Here is a 19,286-nt window from a genome sequence, read left to right on the forward strand (position 1 = left end):
GGTTCAGACGGCGCGGTTTGTCTTGTGTTTGCGCACCAGCGCCAGCACTTCATCGACCATCGGATTGTGACGTTCAGGATTCCAGAGTAATGCGGCGGTGACCACCATGATCTTTTCCTTGAGCGGCCGCACGACCACATTATCCGGCGCCAGCCGTCGCATCGACGCCGGCACCAGCGCCACGCCCTGTCCGCAACCCACATAAGCGATCTGCGAGGTGACCGAGCGCACTTCGTGCGTCACGCGCGGCGAGAGCCCGTGCGAGCGGCATACGGCGATCAGCGTGTCGAAATAGACCGGGCTGACCTGGCGCGACGACATCACCAGTTGTTCCCCGGCCAGCGACTGTAGCCGCACGCGCGGCAGCGCAGCGAGCGCGTGATCGCGCGGCAGTGCCACGGCGAGGCGGTCCTCGGCCAGGGGCAGCGTGGCCAGCGTGCCGCCCACTTCGCCATCCACGCGCACGAAAGCCAGATCCAGTTCCCCGGCTTCCAGTTGCGGGACGGCCTCCACGCTGTCGATTTCCTTCACGAACACGCTCAGATGGGGATGCGCACGCTTGAGCGCATCGAGGAGGGGCGGCACCGTTTCCAGCATCGCGGACGTGATCGCGCCCACATTCAGCACGCCGGTCTGTCCGGCTGCCACCTCGCGCACCACGCGCTCCAGTTGCTCCACCTGTCCCGCGAACTGTCGCACGGCGGGCAGGATGGCCGCGCCCGCCGCACTGAGCTGGGTCCCCTGGCGCGAGCGGTTGAAGAGTTGCAGCTTGAGCGACTGTTCGAGCACCTTGATCTGCTCGGTCAGCGGCGGCTGGGACATGTTCAGCCGCTGCGCGGCGCGCCCGAAATGCTGCTCCTCGGCGACGGCGAGGAACATCCATAGCTGGCGTATCAACCGGAAATCGATGGTCTGGTTCATGGCGTCGTAGTCCGGATTTCGTATCACGCAGATACAAAACGCGAAATTTACATATCAACGGGACAGGCCGAGGATTGTCGCACTTTCAACGGAAACGAGCGCGATGAAACTTACCCCTCTCCTTGACCGCCTCGCGGCGCTGGACACCAACACGGTGTCCGATGCGCTCGACTTTCTCGGCCTGCCCGGCGCGACCTTCGGCCTGCGCCCGCTGTGGGACTGTCCGAAGATCGTCGGCCGCGCCAGCACCATCCAGCTCGGTCCAAAAGCCGATACGAAGCCTACCGTCCACCTGATCTCGCCGGTGATCGACGCCGTCACCACGGACGATCGCGTGCTGGTGATCGCTGGCGGTGCGAACGGCATCTCGTGCTGGGGCGACATCCTCGCCAATGCGGCCACGGTAAAGCGCATCCGGGGCTCGGTGATCGACGGTGCGAGCCGCGATATCGAAGGCAGCGAAGCGGTAGGCTATCCGGTCTATGGGCGAGGCGTGACCATGATCAGCGCGCGCAATCGCGTGATCCAGATCGACGCGGGCTGCGCGGTCGAGGTCGCGGGCGTTACGGTGCACGAGGACGACTATGTGATCGCCGACCGCTGCGGCACGGTCTTCGTGCCTGCCGCCCATATTGACGCGGTACTCGATCTGGGCGAGTGCATCGCGCGGCGTCAGGACGGCATGGTCGCGGCGGTGCGTGCTGGACGATCCGTTGCCGAGGTGATGCACGACACGGCATTCGAGGCCATCGCGGCCCCGCTGAACCAACCTTCCTGACTGGAGTGTGCGCGATGAAGCAAATCCTTGAACAGAGCGCCGAAGACCGGCAACTGGTGGTGCTTTTCGATGGACTCGATACACCAGGCGTTTCTGACGCGCTGGACAAGCTGGGTCTGCACGGACAGGCGCTGGGCATCATGCCGCTTGCTGACGAGACGCGCGTGGTGGTTGGCCCGGCATTCACGGTCAAATACGTGCCGGCCAGCGCGCCGCCGGGAACGGTAGGCGATTTCATCGACGAGGTTGCGCCCGGCGACGTGATCGTGATCGACAACGACGGTCGCGCCGACTGCACGGTCTGGGGCGACATCATGACCCAGTACGCGGGGCTGCGCGGCATCGCGGGGACGGTGATCGACGGTGTCTGCCGCGACGTGACGAAGGCGCTGGCGGAACGCTATCCGCTCTTCACAGCGGGGCGTTTCATGCGCACCGGCAAGGACCGCGTGCAGGTCGAGGCGGTCAACGCGACGGTCTCGATCGGCAGCGTGCGGGTCGTGGCCCGTGACATCGTGGTGGCGGACGCGAATGGCGTCGTGATCGTGCCGCGCGCGCGGGCCCAGGAAGTCGCGCAAACCGCCCGCGCGATCGAAGCCACCGAAGCGCGAATTCGCGAGGCGATCGCTCAGGGCAGCACGCTTGGCGAGGCGCGCGCCGCGCTGGGTTATCACCATTTGCAGAGGAAAGCCTGATGTCCGCCATTCGACACTACGACGCTGCGCTGCTGGAACAGGCGCGCAGGCTGGGCACATCGACCTTGCACGAGTCATCGGGAATCCTGACGAGCTCGGTCGATCCGGCGATCCGTACGATCTGGCCCGGCGCGAGCGTGGCGGGACCCGCCTATCCGCTTGAATGCTCGCCGGGCGACAACCTGGCAATCCACATCGCGATGGAGAAGGCGCCGCGCGGCAGCGTGCTGGTGGTATCGACGGGTGGTTTCGTCGCCGGTTACTGGGGCGAGGTGCTGACCGTAGCCGCCGAGGCCGCGGGCGTGGCAGGACTCGTTATCGACGGCGGCGTGCGCGACATCGCGGCGCTCACGGCGCGGCGCTTTCCGGTGTTCACGCGCGGCGTGTCGATGCGTGGCACCATCAAGGCCAGTGCGCCGTCGGTCGGGCAGCCGCTCAGTTTTACCGGCACGCCCGTTGCAGCGGGCGATCTGGTGGTGGCCGACGACGACGGCGTGCTGATCGTCCCCGCCGTCCATGTGCAGGCCACGCTCAGCCGTGGGCAAGCGCGCGCGGATAAGGAGGCGGGCATCATGGAGCGCCTGCGCGAAGGCAAAACGACGCTCGATCTCCTCGGCCTCTCGCAGTGGAGGGCCGCATGATGGATCTATCGAACCCTGTATTGAACCGCTTTCTTGCTACGGCGAAGCCTTCCGCGACGTACAAGATGATGGACCGTGTGGCCGCGCGTCGCGCGAGCGGCGAGGCGGTGATCTCGCTGAGTGCGGGTGAACCGGATTTCGACACACCAGCGCATATTGGCGAAGCGGGCATTGCTGCGATCCGCGCGGGCCATACGCGCTATACGCAGGTGGCTGGCATGCGCGCGTTGCGTGAAGCCATTGCAGCCAAATTCCAGCGTGAAAATGGTCTCGATGTCGACTGGCGCGATACGCTGGTTTGCAGCGGCGGCAAGCAGGTGATCTTCAATGCACTGGCTGCCACGCTCAACGAGGGCGACGAAGTCATCGTCCCCGCGCCGTACTGGGTCAGCTATCCGGAGATCGTGCAACTGTGCGGCGCGCAGGCGGTGACCGTACCCTGCGAGGCGGCAAGCGGCTTCAAGCTGACGCCCGCCGCCCTGCAGGCCGCAATCACGCCACGCACGCGCTGGCTGATCCTCAATTCGCCGTCCAACCCCACGGGCGCGGTCTATAGCCGTGCGGAACTCCAGGCGCTCGCTGAGGTACTGCTCGCGCATCCGCATGTACTCGTTTTATCGGACGATATCTACGAGCATCTGATTTTCGACGGCCATGCCTTTTTTACGCTTGCCCAGGTCGAACCTCGTCTGCGCGAGCGCGTGCTGACCATGAACGGCGTCTCCAAGGCGTATGCGATGACGGGCTGGCGCATCGGCTTTGCAACCGGGCCGCGCTGGCTGATCGACGCGATGGAGAAATTGCAGGGTCAGCAGACCTCGGCGGCGTCGAGCATTTCGCAGCATGCGGCACTGGCTGCGCTCAATGGACCGCAGGACTTCATCGCGCAGTCGCGCGCGGTGTTCCAGCGCCGGCGCGATCGGGTGGTTGCGCAACTCAACGCTGCACCAGGGCTGCATTGCGATGTGCCGCACGGCGCGTTCTATGCGTTCGCCTCCTGCGAAGCCCTGCTCGGCCAAACCACGCGCGCCGGCACGCGCCTCGACAGCGACGAGGCCGTGGTCCACGCACTGCTCGACGAAGCGGGCGTGGCGACCGTGCATGGCAGCGCGTTTGGGCTGGGACCGTATATCCGCATCGCCTATGCGCTCGACGACGCCGCGTTGGAGCGCGCGTGCACGGCGATCCAGCAATTTTGCCGCGCGCTCGCGGCGTGAATGAGGGTTGTGATGGCTCAAGAGATGGCTGATGAATTCAAGGACGCGCACATCGCCCTGACGATCGCCGGCACGGCGCTCGAAGTCAGCGCGATTCATCGCGGCGGTGATAAGGCGCCCATCGTGTTTCTACACGGATTTGGGTCCACCAAGGAGGATTACGCGGATATCGTGCGCCACGCGCAATTCGACGGACACCCGTTTCTCGCCTATGACGCGCCAGGCTGCGGCGCCACGCATTGCGCCGATCTCGCGCGCATCGATATTACCTTTCTGGTGGAAACCGCCTTGGCGATGATCGAGCGCGTGGGTTTCAAGCGCTTTCATCTGGTGGGGCATTCGATGGGCGGCTTGACGGCGCTGATGCTCGCGCATCGGCATCCTGAGCGTGTGCTCAGTTTCGTCGACATAGAAGGCAACGTCGCGCCCGAGGACTGCTTTCTCAGCCGCCAGATCGTCGAACACGCGCGAGATAGCGACGAACGTTTCTTCGATGACTTCATCGAGCGCACGCGTCATGCGCCGGCCTTTGCGAGCGCGCTTTATTCGGCGAGCCTGCGCCATAAAGTGCGCGCGCAGGCGGTGGGACCGATCTTCCGGTCGATGGTCGCGCTATCGGATCACGGTGAGTTGATGGAGAAATTCCTCGCGCTGCCGTTTCCGCGCCTTTTCATGTATGGCGCGCAAAATGCCGGCCTCTCCTATCTGGATTCGTTGCGTACGCAAGGAGTAAGCCTCGCACAGATCGAAGATTGCGGTCACTTCCCGATGTATTCGAATCCCGTGGCAATGTGGCAGTCGATCGCGGCGTTTATCAGGGCATAGCGCATTCAAAGCTGCTCGCGCGATTGATATTGCCTTTGCCGTTATAACGCGGAAACGCGGGATAGCGGCACAGCGGGCGCGTGCGTCCGTTGCTGGGCTGTGCGATATCGGTGGCGAGCAGCGTTTGCGGCGCGACGCCGTGCGAAACCCAGCCGTCGAGCGCGCCGAGCAGATCCACCGAAGGAATGAATACGCCGTTGCCGTGCTGGAAACCGGGCACCATGTAAAGGCGCATGAAATCGTCCACGCGTTCTTCGCCATAGCGCGCAATCAGGCCGTTGTAGTAGGCGATCGTCTGGTTCGGGCTGATGACCTCGTCGGCGAGACCTTGCAGCGTGATGAGCTTGCCGCCGCGCGCGAGGTAACGGGAGATGTCGGGGTTCATCGCGCCGATGGTTGCCGATAGCGTATAGAGACGCTGCTGGTAGCGCCCCGGACGCGTGACGTCGAAGCTGCTCGCGTCGAAGGTCGGGTCATGCGTGACGAAGTATTTGATGTACGCATCGCCTTGTGCGAACAGATAGCCATTGGCGACGAAGCTGGGTTGCGGCAGCCGTTCCGGCGAATGCGCGAGGCCGAGCATGCTCGTGAAGCGCACGCCCTGGAATACGTTATAGCCGCGATAGCGGTCGGCATTCCAGGCGAGCGCATAGGGCAGGCGCATGCCGTCGCGCAGGCGTTCCAGCGTGGCGAGTTGCGCGGGCGTGAGGCATTCGTCGGAGGCCGCGACGCCACCCGCTTCGTGCGTCGGGCAGCGCAGCGATTCGATGATCTCCGCTTCCTTGGCGCGGCAGCCTTCGACATCGCTGATGATGCCGTCGGCTACGCCGTCGAGCGTGTCGCAGGCCTGCATTGCGCGCTCGTAGACGGTTTCCAGCAGTTGTGGCGAAACATAGCCGCCGGGCGTGCGGTATTCGCTCTGACCCACCATCACGCCCAATAGGCGCACGCCAGAGAAGTTCAGCGCGGGCGCGTTGGCGATCACGCCGTCGTAATCGTCGGGGTAGCGCTGGATCACGGTGTAGCCTTCGCGGCCGCCGGTCGAGCCGCCCGCAAAATACATGTGCTCGGGCGTGCGGCCGTAGCCCTGCTCGATCAGCGCGAGCGCCACGTCGTGCACTTTCTTCAGATGCAGATAGCCGAAGTTGGTCACGGCCTCGTCGAGCAGCCCGAAATTCGCCTGCGAGGAATCGCCGTGATGGCCCGAGTCGTCGCCGAAGGTGGCATAGCCGCGTGCGAGCGGGGCGCGGTCGGGCGAGAAGGGCGTCGGTCCGGTGCCGGTGATGACGACGCCGTTATAGCCGCCGCCGCCAAACTGCACGGCGCGGCCGTTCCAGCGGCTCGGCAGATTCAGTTCGAAGTGGATATCCGGCGTGCCGGAGGTCTGCGGACGGATCACGCCGGTCAGGCGGCAAAAGTCGCCGTCCTGGTTACCGATGGCCGTCGCGCCGATCATGGCGGCGCTCTGCACCAGCGCGCCGCCGGTGGGCACGCCGATGCTGGCGGGAGGCAGCAGCACGCCAGCGAGGTCGGCGCAATGCAGTGGCAGCGCGGGCGTGCGCTGTGCGTGCGCGGGTGCGCTCGCGGTGAAGGCATAGCCGAGGGAAAGCGCCAGCGCCGCGGCGCGCGCCGGCCTCCAGCATACGAAGCTCTGTGCGCTGCCCCCGCTCATCCGCACCCAGCGCCGTTCACGGCAGCGCGCGCTTTTTGCCGGCTGGCCACGCCGCGCCAGGCGCGTGCGAGCATCAGCATGGCGCCGATCGCCACGGCATCGCCGGCCAGCGCAGCGGTGAAGGCTGCCGCGCCGTGCAGCGCGTGCGGCGTGGCGGTATCGACGACGACTGAAATCAGCGTCCCGCCCACGAAGCACACGAGCCCCGTGCGGCCGACCGCCACCACGGACGGCAAGCGCGCAGCCAGGCGCGCGACGGTGCCGCGATGCACGAAATACGCGGCTACCATCGCGATTACGATGAAGTTGACGACGCGCGCGAAGGCCAGATGCTGTTTCATGGCTCCAGGCAAAGGTTGAGTCAGGACGAACAGTTTTACCGCTGCAAACACCGCCACCGCCGCGAAGGCAAAGCGCACCAGCCAGCGCGCGGCCTCCGAGGCCTTGAAATCGGCGGGAAGCGGATGCAGGCGGCACAGCATACCGAACACGAACATCAATTGCCAGGCGAACGGATTGAACGACCAGTCGGCGACGTGGTTTGCGCTAAAAAACGCGGCAAGCTGCGGCGCGACGACCCAGATCAGCAGACTGACGGCCAGCGTCGGCAATGGCGCCCGACGCGCGAGCGGCACGGCGGCGGGCACGCATAGCGCAAATATGACATACATCGGCAGGACGCTGGACAGATACGGCTGGCGCGTGAGCACGAGAATATGCAGCGTCTCGCGGATCGGATGCAGTGCGAACGGCGCCCAGCCGCTCAGGTCGGCGGCGAGCGGATTCAGATGAAGCGCAGCAAGCAGCGCGCCCGACAGCAGCGTGAGCACGGCAGTCAGCAGATAAGCACGATAGATTTCCCAGCTGCGCCGCAAGAAGCGCTGCTTCGCGGCACCGACGCCGCGGTGCGCGTGCACAGCCATATAGGCAGCCGCCGAAGCATAGCCGCCGAGAAACACAAAGACCTCGGCGGAATCGCACAGCGCATACGCATGCAACATCACGTGCGAAAGCGCACTGCCGGGAATGTGATCGAGCACGATCACGATCAGCACGATACCGCGGAAAAAATCGACTTCGATGGAACGCCCCTGACGCGCTTGCATGTGTCCCTCGCTAGCATCCGGATCGCGCGGTGAATGACGCGCGATCGTTCGATGAAAGGTATGGAAGGCAACGTGACAGGTCAGTGCATGCGGGGCATACACAGACGTCGCGCCACGCCGCCCATGCCCCTACGAGCGAATCGAATCCCGAACGTTCCCGGCAAAATGCGCATGCAAGGCACAAGAAAGCGTAGATGACCGGCGCGTCATGTGGAGGCCAGTGACACGCCAGTTTCGCCCGCCGATGTTGCTGATGTTGCCGATGTTGCCGATGTTACGTGAGGCAGCGTCAGGCTATCGTTCAAGCGCCTCGCGCGACGAGCGATGCGATGGCCGCTTCCAGTGACACCTGGCCCTTGAGCGTGCTGGCGGGCGCTTCGAATTCGATCCAGCCTTCGTTGAAACCGTCCAGCATCTGCATGCGCGGCGTGGGGTGGTTCATGCCCTGCGCGCGGAACAGCACCTCCCATTGCTCGCGCGGCACAGCGCGTGCCTGCACGGGGCGATCGAGCGAAGCCCCGAACGCGGCCGCAATCTCGTTGGGCGGCACGCGGCGCGGGCCTTCCAGTTCCACCACGCGCACGCCCGACCATGGTTGCTGAAGCAACTGCGCGGCCACGCGGCCGATATCGATGGTCGAGACCATGGGCACCGGTTTGTCGAGCGGCTGCAAATAGCTCTCGATCATGCCCTGATCGCGCGCCGAGGTGACGTCCCACGCGGCGTTTTCAAAGAACCACGCGGCACGCAGAAAGGCGACCGGCATCGCCAGCGTGCTGAGCGCCTGTTCCATCAAGCCGAGCTGATTGAGCAGATTCGGCTGGCTCGCCTGCGCGCCGATAGTGGAGAGCACGACCACGCGCTGTGGTTGCGCGGCGGCGAGCGCATCGCGCAGGGCTGCGATGGTGCGCTTCGATTCGGCGAAATCGGGCGAGGGATCGAACACGGGTGGCAGCAGCACGAATACGCCTTGCGCACCTTCGAAGGCACGGCTTAGCGCGGCGCTATCGCCCATATCGGCGACGGCGATTTCGCAGCCTTGCGCCGCCCAGCTGGCGGCTTTTTCCGCATTGCGCACGACGGCGCGCACGGCTTGTTTCTGCTCGATCAGCGCCTGTGCGAGCGCACCGCCAACCTGTCCTGTCATGCCTGTGATTGCAAACATCTGCCTGCTCCGGTACGAGGATTAAAAAAGTACTTCGACGCAGCGGATTGTGAGCGCGACGCGGTTCGGAATCCATGACATGAATGGCATTTGATTCATGACACAATGACATGAGCGAAACGTGAACCCGGTCCAAAGGAAAACCCTCATGTCATTCGATGAACGCGTTCTCAATGGCATGGGCGTGCTCACGGCCATCGTCGACAGCGGCAGTTTCGCGGGCGCAGCCGAGCGGCTCGATATGTCGCAATCGGGCGTGAGTCGATCCGTTGCGCGGCTCGAAGCGCGTCTGGGTATCCGCTTGTTCGATCGCACGACGCGCACCGTCGCGCTCACCGACGAAGGGCGGCGGCTCTATGAACAGGTGGTGCCGTTACTCGAAGGGCTGGAGGAAGCGGCCGCATCGGCGGCGAGCGGGGCGAGCGCGGTGCGTGGGCGGCTGCGCGTGAATGTCGATCCGTTCTTCTCCAAGATCGTATTGAGTCCGCGTATCGGCCAGTTCGTCGAGCGCTATCCCGACCTCGATCTGGATCTGATGACGCGCGACGAACTGGGCGATATGGTTGCGGACGGCTTCGATCTGGCCGTGCGTTTCGGCGAGCCGCGTCCGTCCACGCTGGTGGCGCGCAAGCTGCTGGAGACGCGCATCGTGACGGCCGCGTCGCCGGCCTATCTGAAGAAGCACGGCAGGCCGCTCAAACCCACCGATCTCGAACATGCCCCGCACGAATGCATCCAGTTTCGCGATCCGCTTACAGGACGACCGTTCGTGTGGGAGTTTCATCGGCCGCGCAAGAAGATCGTCATCGCCGCGCGCGGGCGGCTGACGGTCAACGACGTTTCGACCATGCATGGCGCCTGTCTCGCGGGCCACGGTATCGCGCAGATCATGGCGTTGGGCACGCAACCGCTGTTTGAAAGCGGCAAGCTTGTTGATCTCTTTCCCGATTGGCACGATGAGCAGTTTCCGCTTTACGCGCTGTATCCGTCGCGGCGGCATCCTTCGGCCAAGGTGCGGGCATTTCTGGAGTTCATTGTCAAGGTGACAGGGGCGCAGGTGAGGGATGTGCCGTGGTATTGAGGGGCAAAGGCGCGGTTGCGGCTGCGGATCGTCGAAATGAAACGTTTGCGCGCCAGCAACTGCTTTTTAACCATTGCGCGCCCCGCTATGCCGCATATATTCTGAGCGGGCATCTCGCGAAACCGATCAGATACTCCAAAAAATGAAAACTGAGCAAGCTGGCGCCTGCGCAAGGACGGCGCGCAATTCTGGGCGCATGTCTTCACCGATCCTGGCGACGGCGGCAATGGCGCACTGCTCAGGCTCATCCAGTCAATGAGTGATCATACCGAGGAGCGCTCGCAGGACAAGCGGGCGCGCGACCATGAGCGCAGCCTCAGGTTGCTGGTGGAAGGCGTCACCGACTACGCGATCTACATGCTCGACACGAATGGCGTCGTTTCGAACTGGAACGCCGGTGCGCAACGGGCCAAAGGCTACCGGGCGGCCGAGATCGTCGGCCAGCATTTCTCCTGCTTTTACGAACCCGCGGATCGCGATCGCGGCCTCCCGCAATACGGGCTTGAAACGGCGCGTCAAACCGGCAGGTTCGAGGCTGAAGGCTGGCGCGTGCGCAAGGACGGTGGCCGGTTCTGGGCGCATGTGGTCATTCAGCCGATCTATGACGATGCGGGCGTCCTGTTCGGCTTCGCAAAAATTACGCGCGATTGCAGCGAACAGCGCGAGATCTCGCTAGCGCTGGCGGAGACCACGCGCAATCTGGATCTCGCGCTGGATAACATGTCGCATGGATTATGTCTGTTCAATCGCCGTGGACGCCTCGTCCTGTCCAACGATCAGTTTTCCCGCATCCTTTCGCTGCCTGACAACGCCTTGTTCAAAGGGATCCGGCTGGGCACGCTGCTACGGCGCATCGGCGAGCGTGCCGGCCTTGCGCAGGATCAGATGGCGGCGTGGGTCAGAACGGTGCGCACGCAGCTGGTTCACCGGTTTGCGGCGGATCAGCAACAGACGACGATCGACGTTACCTGTCAGGGCCGCAGCATCTCGGTCGTGACGCGCCTGCTTTCGCATGGCGGCTGGGTGTCCACGATCGAAGACATGACCGAACGGCGCATCGCGGAAAGACGTATCACGCACCTCGCCCATCACGATCACCTGACCGACCTGCCCAATCGTCTGCGCTTTCAGGAGCGCTTGTCCGAACTGGCAGAAAACGCATCGGCCGAGCGGCCATTTGCCCTGCTTTTTCTGGATCTGGATCGATTCAAGTCCGTCAACGACACGCTGGGTCACCATGTCGGCGATGAACTGCTGAAGGCCGTGGCGCGACGCCTTTCGGGCATCGTGCGCGCGAGCGACCAGCTGGCGCGCCTGAGCGGCGATGAGTTCGCGATTCTGCAGGTACCGTTTCGAAGCGTGAATGATGCGGCGGAACTCGCGCAGCGATGCATCGAAAACCTTTCCGTGCCGTTCGAGATCGCGAGCAATGAAATTAGCGTCGGGGCGAGCGTCGGTATCGTCATTCACGCCCGGGCGGGGATCGACGCGGGGACTGTGCTCCAGCGAGCGGATCTGGCGCTCTATGCGGCCAAACGCGACGGCCGCAACTGCTTTCGCCTTTACGAAAGCGGCATGAACAACCCGATTCGGCTGCGCAACGAACTCGAAGACGATCTGCGACGCGCCCTGCGCGCCAATCAACTGGAACTGCACTATCAGCCGATCGTCGACGCGCATAGCGGATTCACCACCGCATGCGAGGCGCTGCTGCGCTGGCATCACCCGAAGCGTGGCCCCATCTCTCCCGCTGAATTCATTCCGGTTGCGGAAGAGCGAGGCCTGATGCCGGAACTCGGCGCGTGGGTGCTGGAGAAAGCGTGTCGGGACGCGGCGCTGTGGCCGTCGCATATTCGCCTGAGCGTCAACGTTTCGCCGGCTCAACTGATTCACGCGGACTTTACGCAGATCGTCGCGAAGGCGCTCACGAAAGCGGCGCTGCCTGCCCATCGGCTGGAAATAGAAATTACGGAAACCGTGCTGCTGGAATCGTCCGGCACGTCGTCGCGCATCCTGAACGAAATTCGCGCGATGGGCGTGGGTGTCGCAATGGACGACTTCGGCAAGGGCTATTCGTCATTGGGGCTGCTGCAGAGCGTTCCCTTTACGCGTGTGAAGATCGATCGCGGTTTCGTCAACGGACTGGGTAACAATCCGAAATCGGCGGCCATCATTCACGCGATTACTGAGCTATGCCGTAGCCTCGATCTGCCGATCACTGCGGAAGGCGTCGAAACGGGCCATCAACGGCAAGCCTTGCTCGACGAGCGCTGTCATGAACTGCAAGGCTTTTTCTTTGCCAGGCCGGCACCGGTCATTGCGCTTGAGCGTTATTTGAATGCGTAGTGAGGTTGGGTTGATGGACGTGGGTCCGTACGTTTTCGTGGCGTAGTCCTCTTTTAGCGTACACGAGGATAAAAACGTAAAAGACAGCGGGCGAGCGTGCCCAACGCCCCGTGCGATCGGAACCAGCGTATGTGACTCGTGCGTGTGGCCGGCGGCCACACGCACCACCCACACCACACACCTTAGCCGCCCCGATTATCCCGAATCACCTTCTCCGCCGCTGCCTGCGCTTCACTCGCCACTCCGTCATGCACGCGCGTCGCCAGTGCGGCCAGCGGCGTATCCGAGTCAAGCAGATGCCCATTCCTCTCATGCGTATCCACGCGCACGCGCATCGATAACCCGATCCGCAGCGGGTGCGCCGCCAGATCCGCTGGATCGATCGAAATCACCACCGGCACGCGTTGCACCACCTTGATCCAGTTGCCTGCAGCATTCTGCGGCGGCAGCATCGAAAACGCGCTGCCCGTGCCCGCCGAAAATCCTTCCACACGCCCGCGATAATTCACCTTCGATCCATAGATATCCGAATTGATCACAACAGGCTGACCAACGCGCATATTGCGAATCTGCCCTTCCTTGAAATTCGCCTCCACCCACAGACCGTGCAATTGCACAATCGACATCAATGCAAGGCCCGGCCCAACCTGCTGGCCAATCTGCACGGTGCGTTGTCCCACCACGCCGTCAATAGGCGCGACGATGGTGGTGCGTTTGAGATTGCGCCACGCCAGCTTGAATTGCGCGACCGCCTGAATCACCCCCGGATTGTCCTCCACCGCCAGGCGGCTGCCGAGCGCGCGTGCCGCATCGAGTTGCGCCTGAGCCGCGCCTAGCTGCGCCTGCGCGCCGGCCACCGCCGCCCGCGCGCGCGCCAGTTCCTCGGGCGATACCACTTCAACGGAAGCATGATCGCGCGCGGCCAGCGCCCGCTGCGCGAGGTCCAGATCAGCCTGGCGCGCCTTGACTGCTTCGGCGTACATCGTCGCCGAATACCGCGCGTTGGCGGCCTGCCGCACGGCCTGCGCGAGCTGCGCCTTGGCTTGCGCGAAAGCGACGGACGCCTCGGCATCATCGAGTTGAACGAGCGCCTGGCCGGCGCGCACACGCTGCGTATCGGCGGCGACGACGTCGATCACGGTGCCCGCCGTCTGCGCAGCAATCTGCACGACATTGCCGGCGACGTAGGCGTCGTCGGTATCTTCGCGAAAGCGCGCGGTCGTGTACCACCAGGCGGCCGCGGCGAGCGCGGTGACAGCGGCCACGGCGCCGAAGATCGCGAAGCGTCGTCGCCGCGTCGCGCGTTTGCGTTCGAGCAGGGCGGCGTTCGCGGCGAGGGTGGCCGGATCGGGGTGCAGGTTGGCGTGGTCGTGGTGCATTAGTTGAAATGCGCGCTGGTGAGTCGATCCGTGAGGCGATCGTGTGAAGGGAAGGCGACGTCGAAGCGCGAGATTGCCGGCCCTGGCAACGTGCGCTCGTCGAAGCCGCCGCCGAGCGCGCCGATCAGCGCGACGCGCAGCGTGCGCTGCTGCGCCTGCAGGTCGATCAGTTGCGCGCGCTCGTCATAGAGCGTGAGCCTGGCGGTGTTGACGTCTTTCTGCATCAGCAGGCCGCGCCGGTGTCGTTCTTCGGCAATCGAGACGTAGCGCTGGGCGGCGTCGGCGGCGTCACGTTCGCCGCTCACGAGCCGGTCGAGCGTCGAGAGCGAGACCAGCGTGCGCGCGACGTCGCCCAGTGCCGAATCCACGGTCTTGTTATAGAGGCCGATGGCGACGTCGGCGTTGGCGGCGTCGCCGGAGAGCTTCGCCTTGAGGCGTCCGCGATCGAAGATCGGCAGCGAAACGGCAGGACCCACCGATCCAGCGAGCGCCTGGCGCGAGAACATGGCGCCGGGTGTGAGCGCGAGCAAGCCGGCGAAGCCCACGAGATTGACGTCGGGATAAAACTCCGCGCGCGTGCCGTCGATGGCGGCATAGGCGGCTTCGACGCGCAGACGCGCTGCGACGATATCGGGCCGCCGCCCCAGCAGATCGGCGGACAGGCGGGCGGGCAAGGGTTGATCGGCGAGGCTCGCGAGGTTGGTGGGACGTGGACGGGTGAGCGCGAGGCCGCGTTCGGGACCGCCGCCCGAGAGCACGCCCAGTTGCAGTTGCGCCAGACGGATGCGCTCGTCGGCCAGTTCGATCTGCGCGATGAGCTTGTTGCGGCGCACGGCGGCATCGTCGGCGTCATAGCCGTTATCGATGCCGCGCGCCGCGCGTTCGCGCAGCACCGCGGTGATCTGGTCGCTCGCGTCGCGTTTCTCGATCCAGAGATCGTGCAGCGCATAGGCCTGATCGAGATCGCAATAGAGCGAGACGATGGCGATGGCGAGCGTGAGGCGCGCCTGTTCGGCATCGACGCGCGCTGCATCGCGCAGCGACAGGAGCCCACGCGTGGCTGCTGCGTTGCGGCCCCAGAGATCAAGCTGATAGTCGAGGCCCAGAAATATCGATGATGGCGATTGCACAGGATTGCCGAACAATTGCACCGGGACGTCGTACCCGTTGGCCGAGACGTTGGCGACGCCGTTCGATTGCGGCATGCGCGCCTTGTTGACGCTCGCGCCCGCCGTGGCCGTCAGCCCGGTCAGCGACGAGAACTGCTGCAATTGCGATTGAGCGACGCCAATGCGGGCTTTCGCGACCTGCAGGTCGGGGTTATGCGCGTAGGCTTGCGCGACTAGCTGATCGAGTTGCGGGTCGCCGAACTGGCGCACCCAGTCGGGCGCGGGCCAGGCGGTGGCGTCGGTGGATTGCGGTGTGTCCGCCAGCGTGCGCGAAAGTGCGTTCGCATCGGGCGTGCGCGGCTGCAACGCCGGGGTGATCGTCGGTGCGCAGCCACCGGCGAGCAGCGTCGCGGCGCACAGCGTCCCGAGCCTGAGGAGGCGGTCGAGCGTGCGCTTGTTCATCCGCGCCGCTCCTGCACCGTCGCACGCGGGGCCCAGCGGGGATGGGCGTCGTCCAGCGGTCCCATCCGTCCGGCGAGGCCGTCGAACACGCCATAGAGAATGCCCTTGATTTTGGCGCGTTTATCCTGCTCGCCGAGCAGAACCTGCACGATCTGCCAGAGCGTCAGCACGTTCGGCACCAGCGCGACGGGAAAGCGCGGGCCGTACTGGATGGCTATCTGCATTGCGTTGCGCGCACTGTAATAGCGGCGCGTCCACGGGTGATTCATGGTCGAGATGTCGAGCGGGCCAATGCGCTTGCGCACTTTTTCGCCGATACGATGGCGCAACACCAGCGCGGGCACGAGATAGAGCGGCACATTGCGCGCGAGCGCGCGAAAGCAGTACTCGGTATCGACGTGATCGATGAAGAGGGTTTCGTCAAAGCGGCCCAGCGCCGCGTAGGCCTCGCGCGAGACAAAGCTGCCGGAGGAGATCAGGAAGGCGCAGCGCACGGGCTGCGAAGTCGCGGCCGCGCTGATGTCCACTTCCAGACGCCTCACGCCGATGCCGTTGGTCGCGAGTTCTGGAAGGAAGCGGCCGTCGTTCTCGTCGAAAATGCGCGGACCGGCGATGAAGGGCCGTCCCGCGAGCCGCTCGCCGAACGCACGCATCGCCGGAAAATACGCACCCGGCACCACGGAGTCCTGATCGAATAGCGCAACGGCATCGATCGTCTCGTCCTGTGCGAACAGATGCGCGAGTCCGGCGTTGTACGCTCCTGCAATGCCGCCACGATTGCCGTGATGAATCAGCCTATAGCCATCGCGCTCGGCGGCTTCGCAAGCGGCGGGGTCGGCGTGGGGCGTGTTGTCGACCACGACGAGCGCATCGCAGGCGTTGCGCAATGCGCTCAACCGCGCGAGCTGGACGCTGCTCGGGTGATAGAGAATGACGAGTGCTGCGGTGCGCATCGCGTGGTTCCTCTTTGTTATCGCGCTGTTATCGCGTTCTTGTCGTTATGGTGTCAATGCCCGAGCGTCATCGCGGCGCCGCGTCGGGGACGCGTGAGCCACATGAGCGCTGCGAGCACGACGCAGGTGACGCACGCCATGAAGAACATGTCGCTCGTCGCCATCATGTACGCCTGCTGCATGGTTATCTGGTGCAGCGCCCCGGTTTCGCGCGCGCCGCTCGCGCCCATCGCATGCAGCGTGGCGACGACGTGTTGCGTGCCGCCCGATTCTTTCGTCACCGATTGCGCGAGGGTGGCGTAGTGAAACGTGGCGCGATGATCCCAGAGCGTCACGCTCATCGCCGTGCCGAATGCGGCGGCGAGCGTGCGCAGGAAATTCGACAGGCTCGACGCGGCGGCAAGCTGATGATCGGGCACGCGCGAGAGCGTCGCTGCCGTGAGCGGAATGAAGAAGCAGGGTAGGCCAATACCCTGGATAAGACCGGGTGTGACGATCTGCGTGAACGTCATCGTCAGCGTGAAATGCGTGTCCCACCAGAGCACGCCAGCGAACACGAGAAAGCCGAAGGTCGCAAGCACGCGCGCGTCGAAGCGGTGCGCGTAGACGCCGACGAGAATCGAGAACACCAGCGCGAGGATGCCGAGCGGCGCGGTCGCGAGGCCTGCATGGAACGCGTCGTAGCCCATCACGGCCTGAAGCCAGAGCGGGAACACCACGCCCACCACGGAAAAACTCGCCATGCCGAGCGAGATGATCAGCACGCAGAACGAGAAGGTGCGATCACGAAAGAGGCTCAGGTCGAGCACCGGTTGCGATTCGCCCGCTTCCCAGAGCAGCAGCGAAACCAGCGCGAGCGCCGCCACGATGGCAAGCGTGACGATCAGGTTGGAGTCGAACCAGCCCGCGTCGTGGCCCAGATCCAGCATCGCCTGCAACGCGCCCACGCCGATCACAAGCAGCGCAATGCCGATCAGATCGACGGGAACGCGTTCGCCGCGCGTGGCGTCCTTGCGCAGCATGGTTGCGCAGACAACGAACGAGAACAGACCGATCGGCAGGTTGATGAGAAAGATCCATTCCCAGGAGAAGGCGTCGATCAGATAGCCGCCCACCACCGGGCCGAAGATCGGCGCGAGCAGCACGGTCATGCCCCAGAGAGCCAAGGCGAGCGTGCGTTTCGCGGGCGGGAATGTGCGCAGCAGAATGGTTTGCGAGAGCGGCACCATCGGCCCGGAGCAGAGCCCTTGCAGCGCGCGGCAGGCGACCAGCACGTGCAGATCGGCGGCGAGCGCGCACATCAGCGAGGTGAGTGTGAAGAGCAGCACCGCGCCCACAAAAAGCCGCGTTTCGCCAAGGCGGCGAGCGAGCCAGCCCGTGAGTGGCACGGCGATGGCCGCGGCGACGGAGTACGAGCTGATGACCCAGGTGCCCTGGCTGTTCGCAACACCAAGACTGCCCGAGATCGCAGGCACGGCCACGTTCGTCACCGTCGAATCGAGCACTTCGATGAAGGTCGCAAGCGACAGCGCGAAGGTGAGCAAGGCGAGACGCGCGCCGCGCAATCCGTGCGCGGCGGGCGCGTCGGGCAGGGCGAACGGCGAGGCGGTGCTCATGCGCTTGCCGCCTTGAGCGCGCGCGCGGGGGCGATATCCTGCACGGCGTTCGGGATGGTTTGCGGTACGAAGCGTTCGATATAGCGCGCGGCTTCGACGCAGCCATCGGGCGAGCCTGCCAGCTTCGCGCGCATCTGCGTGCAACGCGTGGCGATGAGCGGATCGTTCAGCACGTGCGCGAGTGCGCGAGCCAGCGCGGCTTCCTTGATGGGCGCGTCGAGCCGTACGCCGCAGCCCGCGTCGGCCACGCGCTGCGCATTGTCGAACTGATCGTGCGCGAAGGGCGTGACGAGCTGGGCAATCCCGGCCTCGAACGCCAGCGATGCGGTGCCGATGCCGCCGTGATGCACGAGCGCGCGGCAGCGCGGCAGCAGCGCGCGCATCGGCACATAGCGGCGTTGCAGCAGACGCTGGCGCGGCATATCGCGGCCGCGTTGCGCTTCGTCGAGTGTTGCACCGGAGCCTAGAAGCACGCCGCGCGCGCCGGTTGCGCGCAACGCGTGCAAGACCGCACGTGCGTAGTGAGCGCTATCGACGAGCGTCGATCCGGCGGTGAAGACCACGGGCGGTTCGCCCGCGGCGAGGAAGGCTTCGAGTTCTGCGTCAGGCGCGCTTTCGTCGAGATCGTTGAACAGGGGGAAGCCGCTTTGCGTGTGCTGGGCGGGCCAATCGGGCTGCGCGGGCGCGAACCATTCCGGGAAAAGGCAGAGCACGCCGTCGGTGGAGTGCAACCAGCGGCCGAGGATGCGTTTCGCGGGCGGCAACGCCAGCGACGTGCGTAGCGCGTTCAGGCTGGGGCCGCACACAGCGTCGAGCACCGCGCGCTCGATCAGCGTCATCAGCGCGACCTTGAGCGGCAAGGGCAGGCCGCGCGGAATCGTGAGGCGCTTGTGCGTGGGCGGCGCATGCGCGGAAAGCAGCGTCGATGGCGAAACCTGCACGGATACATAGGGCGTCCCGTAGCGCTCCTGCATCAGCCGGGCGGAGAAGGCCCAGAGTGTGCCGACCAGCACCGTGTCCGGGCTGCGCAATGCTTCGAGCGCTTCGTAATGGGGTTGCAGCACCGGTGCGATCAAGGCCCACAGCGTCTTGAACGAGGTGCGCGGATGCCAGAGCGCGGGATTGGCGAGCGCGGCGGCGTAGTCCTCGGCGAGACCGATCGCCACGAAGGCGAAGCCTTCGCGCCGCGCCGCCGCTTCGAACGGCGGGTGTGTGCAGAATACGACGCGATGCCCGCGCGCGGCGAGCGCCCGGCCCACGCCCAGCAGAGGGTGCACGTCGCCCGCCGAGCCTATCGCCGTGATGATGATCTGTGCCATC

At 64.9% G+C, this 19,286-nt stretch carries 16 protein-coding genes; 7 read left to right on the forward strand and 9 right to left on the reverse strand.

The features are described from left to right. Nucleotides 1-3: 3 nt before the first annotated feature. A complete protein-coding gene (locus F3J17_RS01600) occupies nucleotides 4-921 on the reverse strand; it encodes a LysR substrate-binding domain-containing protein (protein ID WP_167053141.1) in 918 nt (305 codons plus the stop codon). 103 nt (nucleotides 922-1,024) lie between these two features. Between F3J17_RS01600 and F3J17_RS01605 the strand changes: the two genes are divergently transcribed. Genes F3J17_RS01605 through F3J17_RS01625 form a run of 5 tightly spaced genes read left to right on the forward strand, consistent with a single transcriptional unit; the run spans nucleotide 1,025 to nucleotide 5,077 of the window. Beyond that, nucleotides 1,025-1,699, forward strand: coding sequence for an RraA family protein (locus F3J17_RS01605; protein ID WP_167053143.1), 675 nt, complete (start codon nucleotides 1,025-1,027; stop codon nucleotides 1,697-1,699). 14 nt (nucleotides 1,700-1,713) lie between these two features. Then, nucleotides 1,714-2,394: an RraA family protein gene (locus tag F3J17_RS01610; protein WP_167053145.1), complete on the forward strand. Its 681-nt coding sequence runs from the start codon at nucleotides 1,714-1,716 to the stop codon at nucleotides 2,392-2,394. After that, nucleotides 2,394-3,035, forward strand: a complete 642-nt coding sequence (locus F3J17_RS01615) for a dimethylmenaquinone methyltransferase (protein ID WP_167053146.1) — start codon at nucleotides 2,394-2,396, stop codon at nucleotides 3,033-3,035. The genes F3J17_RS01610 and F3J17_RS01615 overlap by 1 nt, the downstream gene beginning before the upstream one ends. Next, nucleotides 3,035-4,252, forward strand: coding sequence for a pyridoxal phosphate-dependent aminotransferase (locus F3J17_RS01620; protein ID WP_167054404.1), 1,218 nt, complete (start codon nucleotides 3,035-3,037; stop codon nucleotides 4,250-4,252). The genes F3J17_RS01615 and F3J17_RS01620 overlap by 1 nt, the downstream gene beginning before the upstream one ends. 24 nt (nucleotides 4,253-4,276) lie before the next feature. Further along, nucleotides 4,277-5,077: an alpha/beta hydrolase gene (locus F3J17_RS01625; protein WP_167054406.1), complete on the forward strand. Its 801-nt coding sequence runs from the start codon at nucleotides 4,277-4,279 to the stop codon at nucleotides 5,075-5,077. On the opposite strand, the gene F3J17_RS01630 is transcribed toward F3J17_RS01625, so the two are convergent. The 3 genes from F3J17_RS01630 to F3J17_RS01640 form a co-directional block, all read right to left on the reverse strand. After that, nucleotides 5,067-6,749, reverse strand: coding sequence for a tannase/feruloyl esterase family alpha/beta hydrolase (locus tag F3J17_RS01630; protein ID WP_167053148.1), 1,683 nt, complete (start codon nucleotides 6,747-6,749; stop codon nucleotides 5,067-5,069). The two genes, F3J17_RS01625 and F3J17_RS01630, sit on opposite strands and share 11 nt — an antisense overlap. Continuing rightward, a complete protein-coding gene (locus F3J17_RS01635; RefSeq protein ID WP_167053150.1) occupies nucleotides 6,746-7,855 on the reverse strand; it encodes an OpgC domain-containing protein in 1,110 nt (369 codons plus the stop codon). Before F3J17_RS01635 ends, F3J17_RS01630 begins: the two co-directional genes overlap by 4 nt. 301 nt (nucleotides 7,856-8,156) lie before the next feature. Next, on the reverse strand, nucleotides 8,157-9,020 hold the full coding sequence (locus F3J17_RS01640) for an NmrA family NAD(P)-binding protein (protein WP_167053152.1): 864 nt from the start codon (nucleotides 9,018-9,020) through the stop codon (nucleotides 8,157-8,159). Between the two features lie 148 nt (nucleotides 9,021-9,168). Between F3J17_RS01640 and F3J17_RS01645 the strand changes: the two genes are divergently transcribed. Both F3J17_RS01645 and F3J17_RS01650 read left to right on the forward strand, forming a co-directional pair. Then, complete coding sequence (locus tag F3J17_RS01645; protein WP_167053154.1) at nucleotides 9,169-10,101, forward strand: LysR family transcriptional regulator; 933 nt, start codon at nucleotides 9,169-9,171, stop codon at nucleotides 10,099-10,101. Nucleotides 10,102-10,356: 255 nt separating this feature from the next. Next, a complete protein-coding gene (locus tag F3J17_RS01650; protein ID WP_167053156.1) occupies nucleotides 10,357-12,447 on the forward strand; it encodes an EAL domain-containing protein in 2,091 nt (696 codons plus the stop codon). 182 nt (nucleotides 12,448-12,629) lie between these two features. Here F3J17_RS01650 and F3J17_RS01655 read toward each other — a convergent pair whose 3' ends face one another. Genes F3J17_RS01655 through F3J17_RS01675 form a run of 5 tightly spaced genes read right to left on the reverse strand, consistent with a single transcriptional unit; the run spans nucleotide 12,630 to nucleotide 19,285 of the window. Further along, entirely contained in the window at nucleotides 12,630-13,826 is a 1,197-nt protein-coding gene (locus tag F3J17_RS01655) for an efflux RND transporter periplasmic adaptor subunit (protein ID WP_167053158.1), read from the reverse strand. After that, nucleotides 13,826-15,397, reverse strand: coding sequence for an efflux transporter outer membrane subunit (locus F3J17_RS01660; RefSeq protein ID WP_167053160.1), 1,572 nt, complete (start codon nucleotides 15,395-15,397; stop codon nucleotides 13,826-13,828). The genes F3J17_RS01655 and F3J17_RS01660 overlap by 1 nt, the downstream gene beginning before the upstream one ends. After that, a complete protein-coding gene (locus F3J17_RS01665) occupies nucleotides 15,394-16,350 on the reverse strand; it encodes a glycosyltransferase family 2 protein (protein ID WP_167053163.1) in 957 nt (318 codons plus the stop codon). The genes F3J17_RS01660 and F3J17_RS01665 overlap by 4 nt, the downstream gene beginning before the upstream one ends. Nucleotides 16,351-16,403: 53 nt before the next feature. After that, the gene (locus F3J17_RS01670) at nucleotides 16,404-17,966 is read right to left on the reverse strand and encodes a DHA2 family efflux MFS transporter permease subunit (RefSeq protein ID WP_167053164.1); all 1,563 of its coding nucleotides are present in this window, start codon (nucleotides 17,964-17,966) and stop codon (nucleotides 16,404-16,406) included. After that, nucleotides 17,963-19,285 carry a nucleotide disphospho-sugar-binding domain-containing protein gene (locus tag F3J17_RS01675; RefSeq protein WP_167053166.1) on the reverse strand — a complete coding sequence of 441 codons (1,323 nt, stop codon included), beginning with the start codon at nucleotides 19,283-19,285 and terminating at the stop codon, nucleotides 17,963-17,965. The genes F3J17_RS01670 and F3J17_RS01675 overlap by 4 nt, the downstream gene beginning before the upstream one ends. Between the last annotated feature and the right edge of the window lies 1 nt (nucleotide 19,286).

The organism is Burkholderia sp. Ax-1719 (assembly GCF_011753055.1).
In the GTDB taxonomy this organism is placed as follows: Bacteria; Pseudomonadota; Gammaproteobacteria; order Burkholderiales; family Burkholderiaceae; genus Paraburkholderia.

Excerpts from the sequence above, each read along its gene's own strand:
- F3J17_RS01600 (WP_167053141.1), bottom strand. The coding sequence starts at position 921 with ATGAACCAGACCATCGATTTCCGGTTGATACGCCAGCTATGGATGTTC.
- F3J17_RS01605 (WP_167053143.1), top strand. The coding sequence starts at position 1,025 with ATGAAACTTACCCCTCTCCTTGACCGCCTCGCGGCGCTGGACACCAAC.
- F3J17_RS01610 (WP_167053145.1), top strand. The coding sequence starts at position 1,714 with ATGAAGCAAATCCTTGAACAGAGCGCCGAAGACCGGCAACTGGTGGTG.
- F3J17_RS01615 (WP_167053146.1), top strand. The coding sequence starts at position 2,394 with ATGTCCGCCATTCGACACTACGACGCTGCGCTGCTGGAACAGGCGCGC.
- F3J17_RS01620 (WP_167054404.1), top strand. The coding sequence starts at position 3,035 with ATGGATCTATCGAACCCTGTATTGAACCGCTTTCTTGCTACGGCGAAG.
- F3J17_RS01625 (WP_167054406.1), top strand. The coding sequence starts at position 4,277 with ATGGCTGATGAATTCAAGGACGCGCACATCGCCCTGACGATCGCCGGC.
- F3J17_RS01630 (WP_167053148.1), bottom strand. The coding sequence starts at position 6,749 with ATGAGCGGGGGCAGCGCACAGAGCTTCGTATGCTGGAGGCCGGCGCGC.
- F3J17_RS01635 (WP_167053150.1), bottom strand. The coding sequence starts at position 7,855 with ATGCAAGCGCGTCAGGGGCGTTCCATCGAAGTCGATTTTTTCCGCGGT.
- F3J17_RS01640 (WP_167053152.1), bottom strand. The coding sequence starts at position 9,020 with ATGTTTGCAATCACAGGCATGACAGGACAGGTTGGCGGTGCGCTCGCA.
- F3J17_RS01645 (WP_167053154.1), top strand. The coding sequence starts at position 9,169 with ATGTCATTCGATGAACGCGTTCTCAATGGCATGGGCGTGCTCACGGCC.
- F3J17_RS01650 (WP_167053156.1), top strand. The coding sequence starts at position 10,357 with ATGAGTGATCATACCGAGGAGCGCTCGCAGGACAAGCGGGCGCGCGAC.
- F3J17_RS01655 (WP_167053158.1), bottom strand. The coding sequence starts at position 13,826 with ATGCACCACGACCACGCCAACCTGCACCCCGATCCGGCCACCCTCGCC.
- F3J17_RS01660 (WP_167053160.1), bottom strand. The coding sequence starts at position 15,397 with ATGAACAAGCGCACGCTCGACCGCCTCCTCAGGCTCGGGACGCTGTGC.
- F3J17_RS01665 (WP_167053163.1), bottom strand. The coding sequence starts at position 16,350 with ATGCGCACCGCAGCACTCGTCATTCTCTATCACCCGAGCAGCGTCCAG.
- F3J17_RS01670 (WP_167053164.1), bottom strand. The coding sequence starts at position 17,966 with ATGAGCACCGCCTCGCCGTTCGCCCTGCCCGACGCGCCCGCCGCGCAC.
- F3J17_RS01675 (WP_167053166.1), bottom strand. The coding sequence starts at position 19,285 with ATGGCACAGATCATCATCACGGCGATAGGCTCGGCGGGCGACGTGCAC.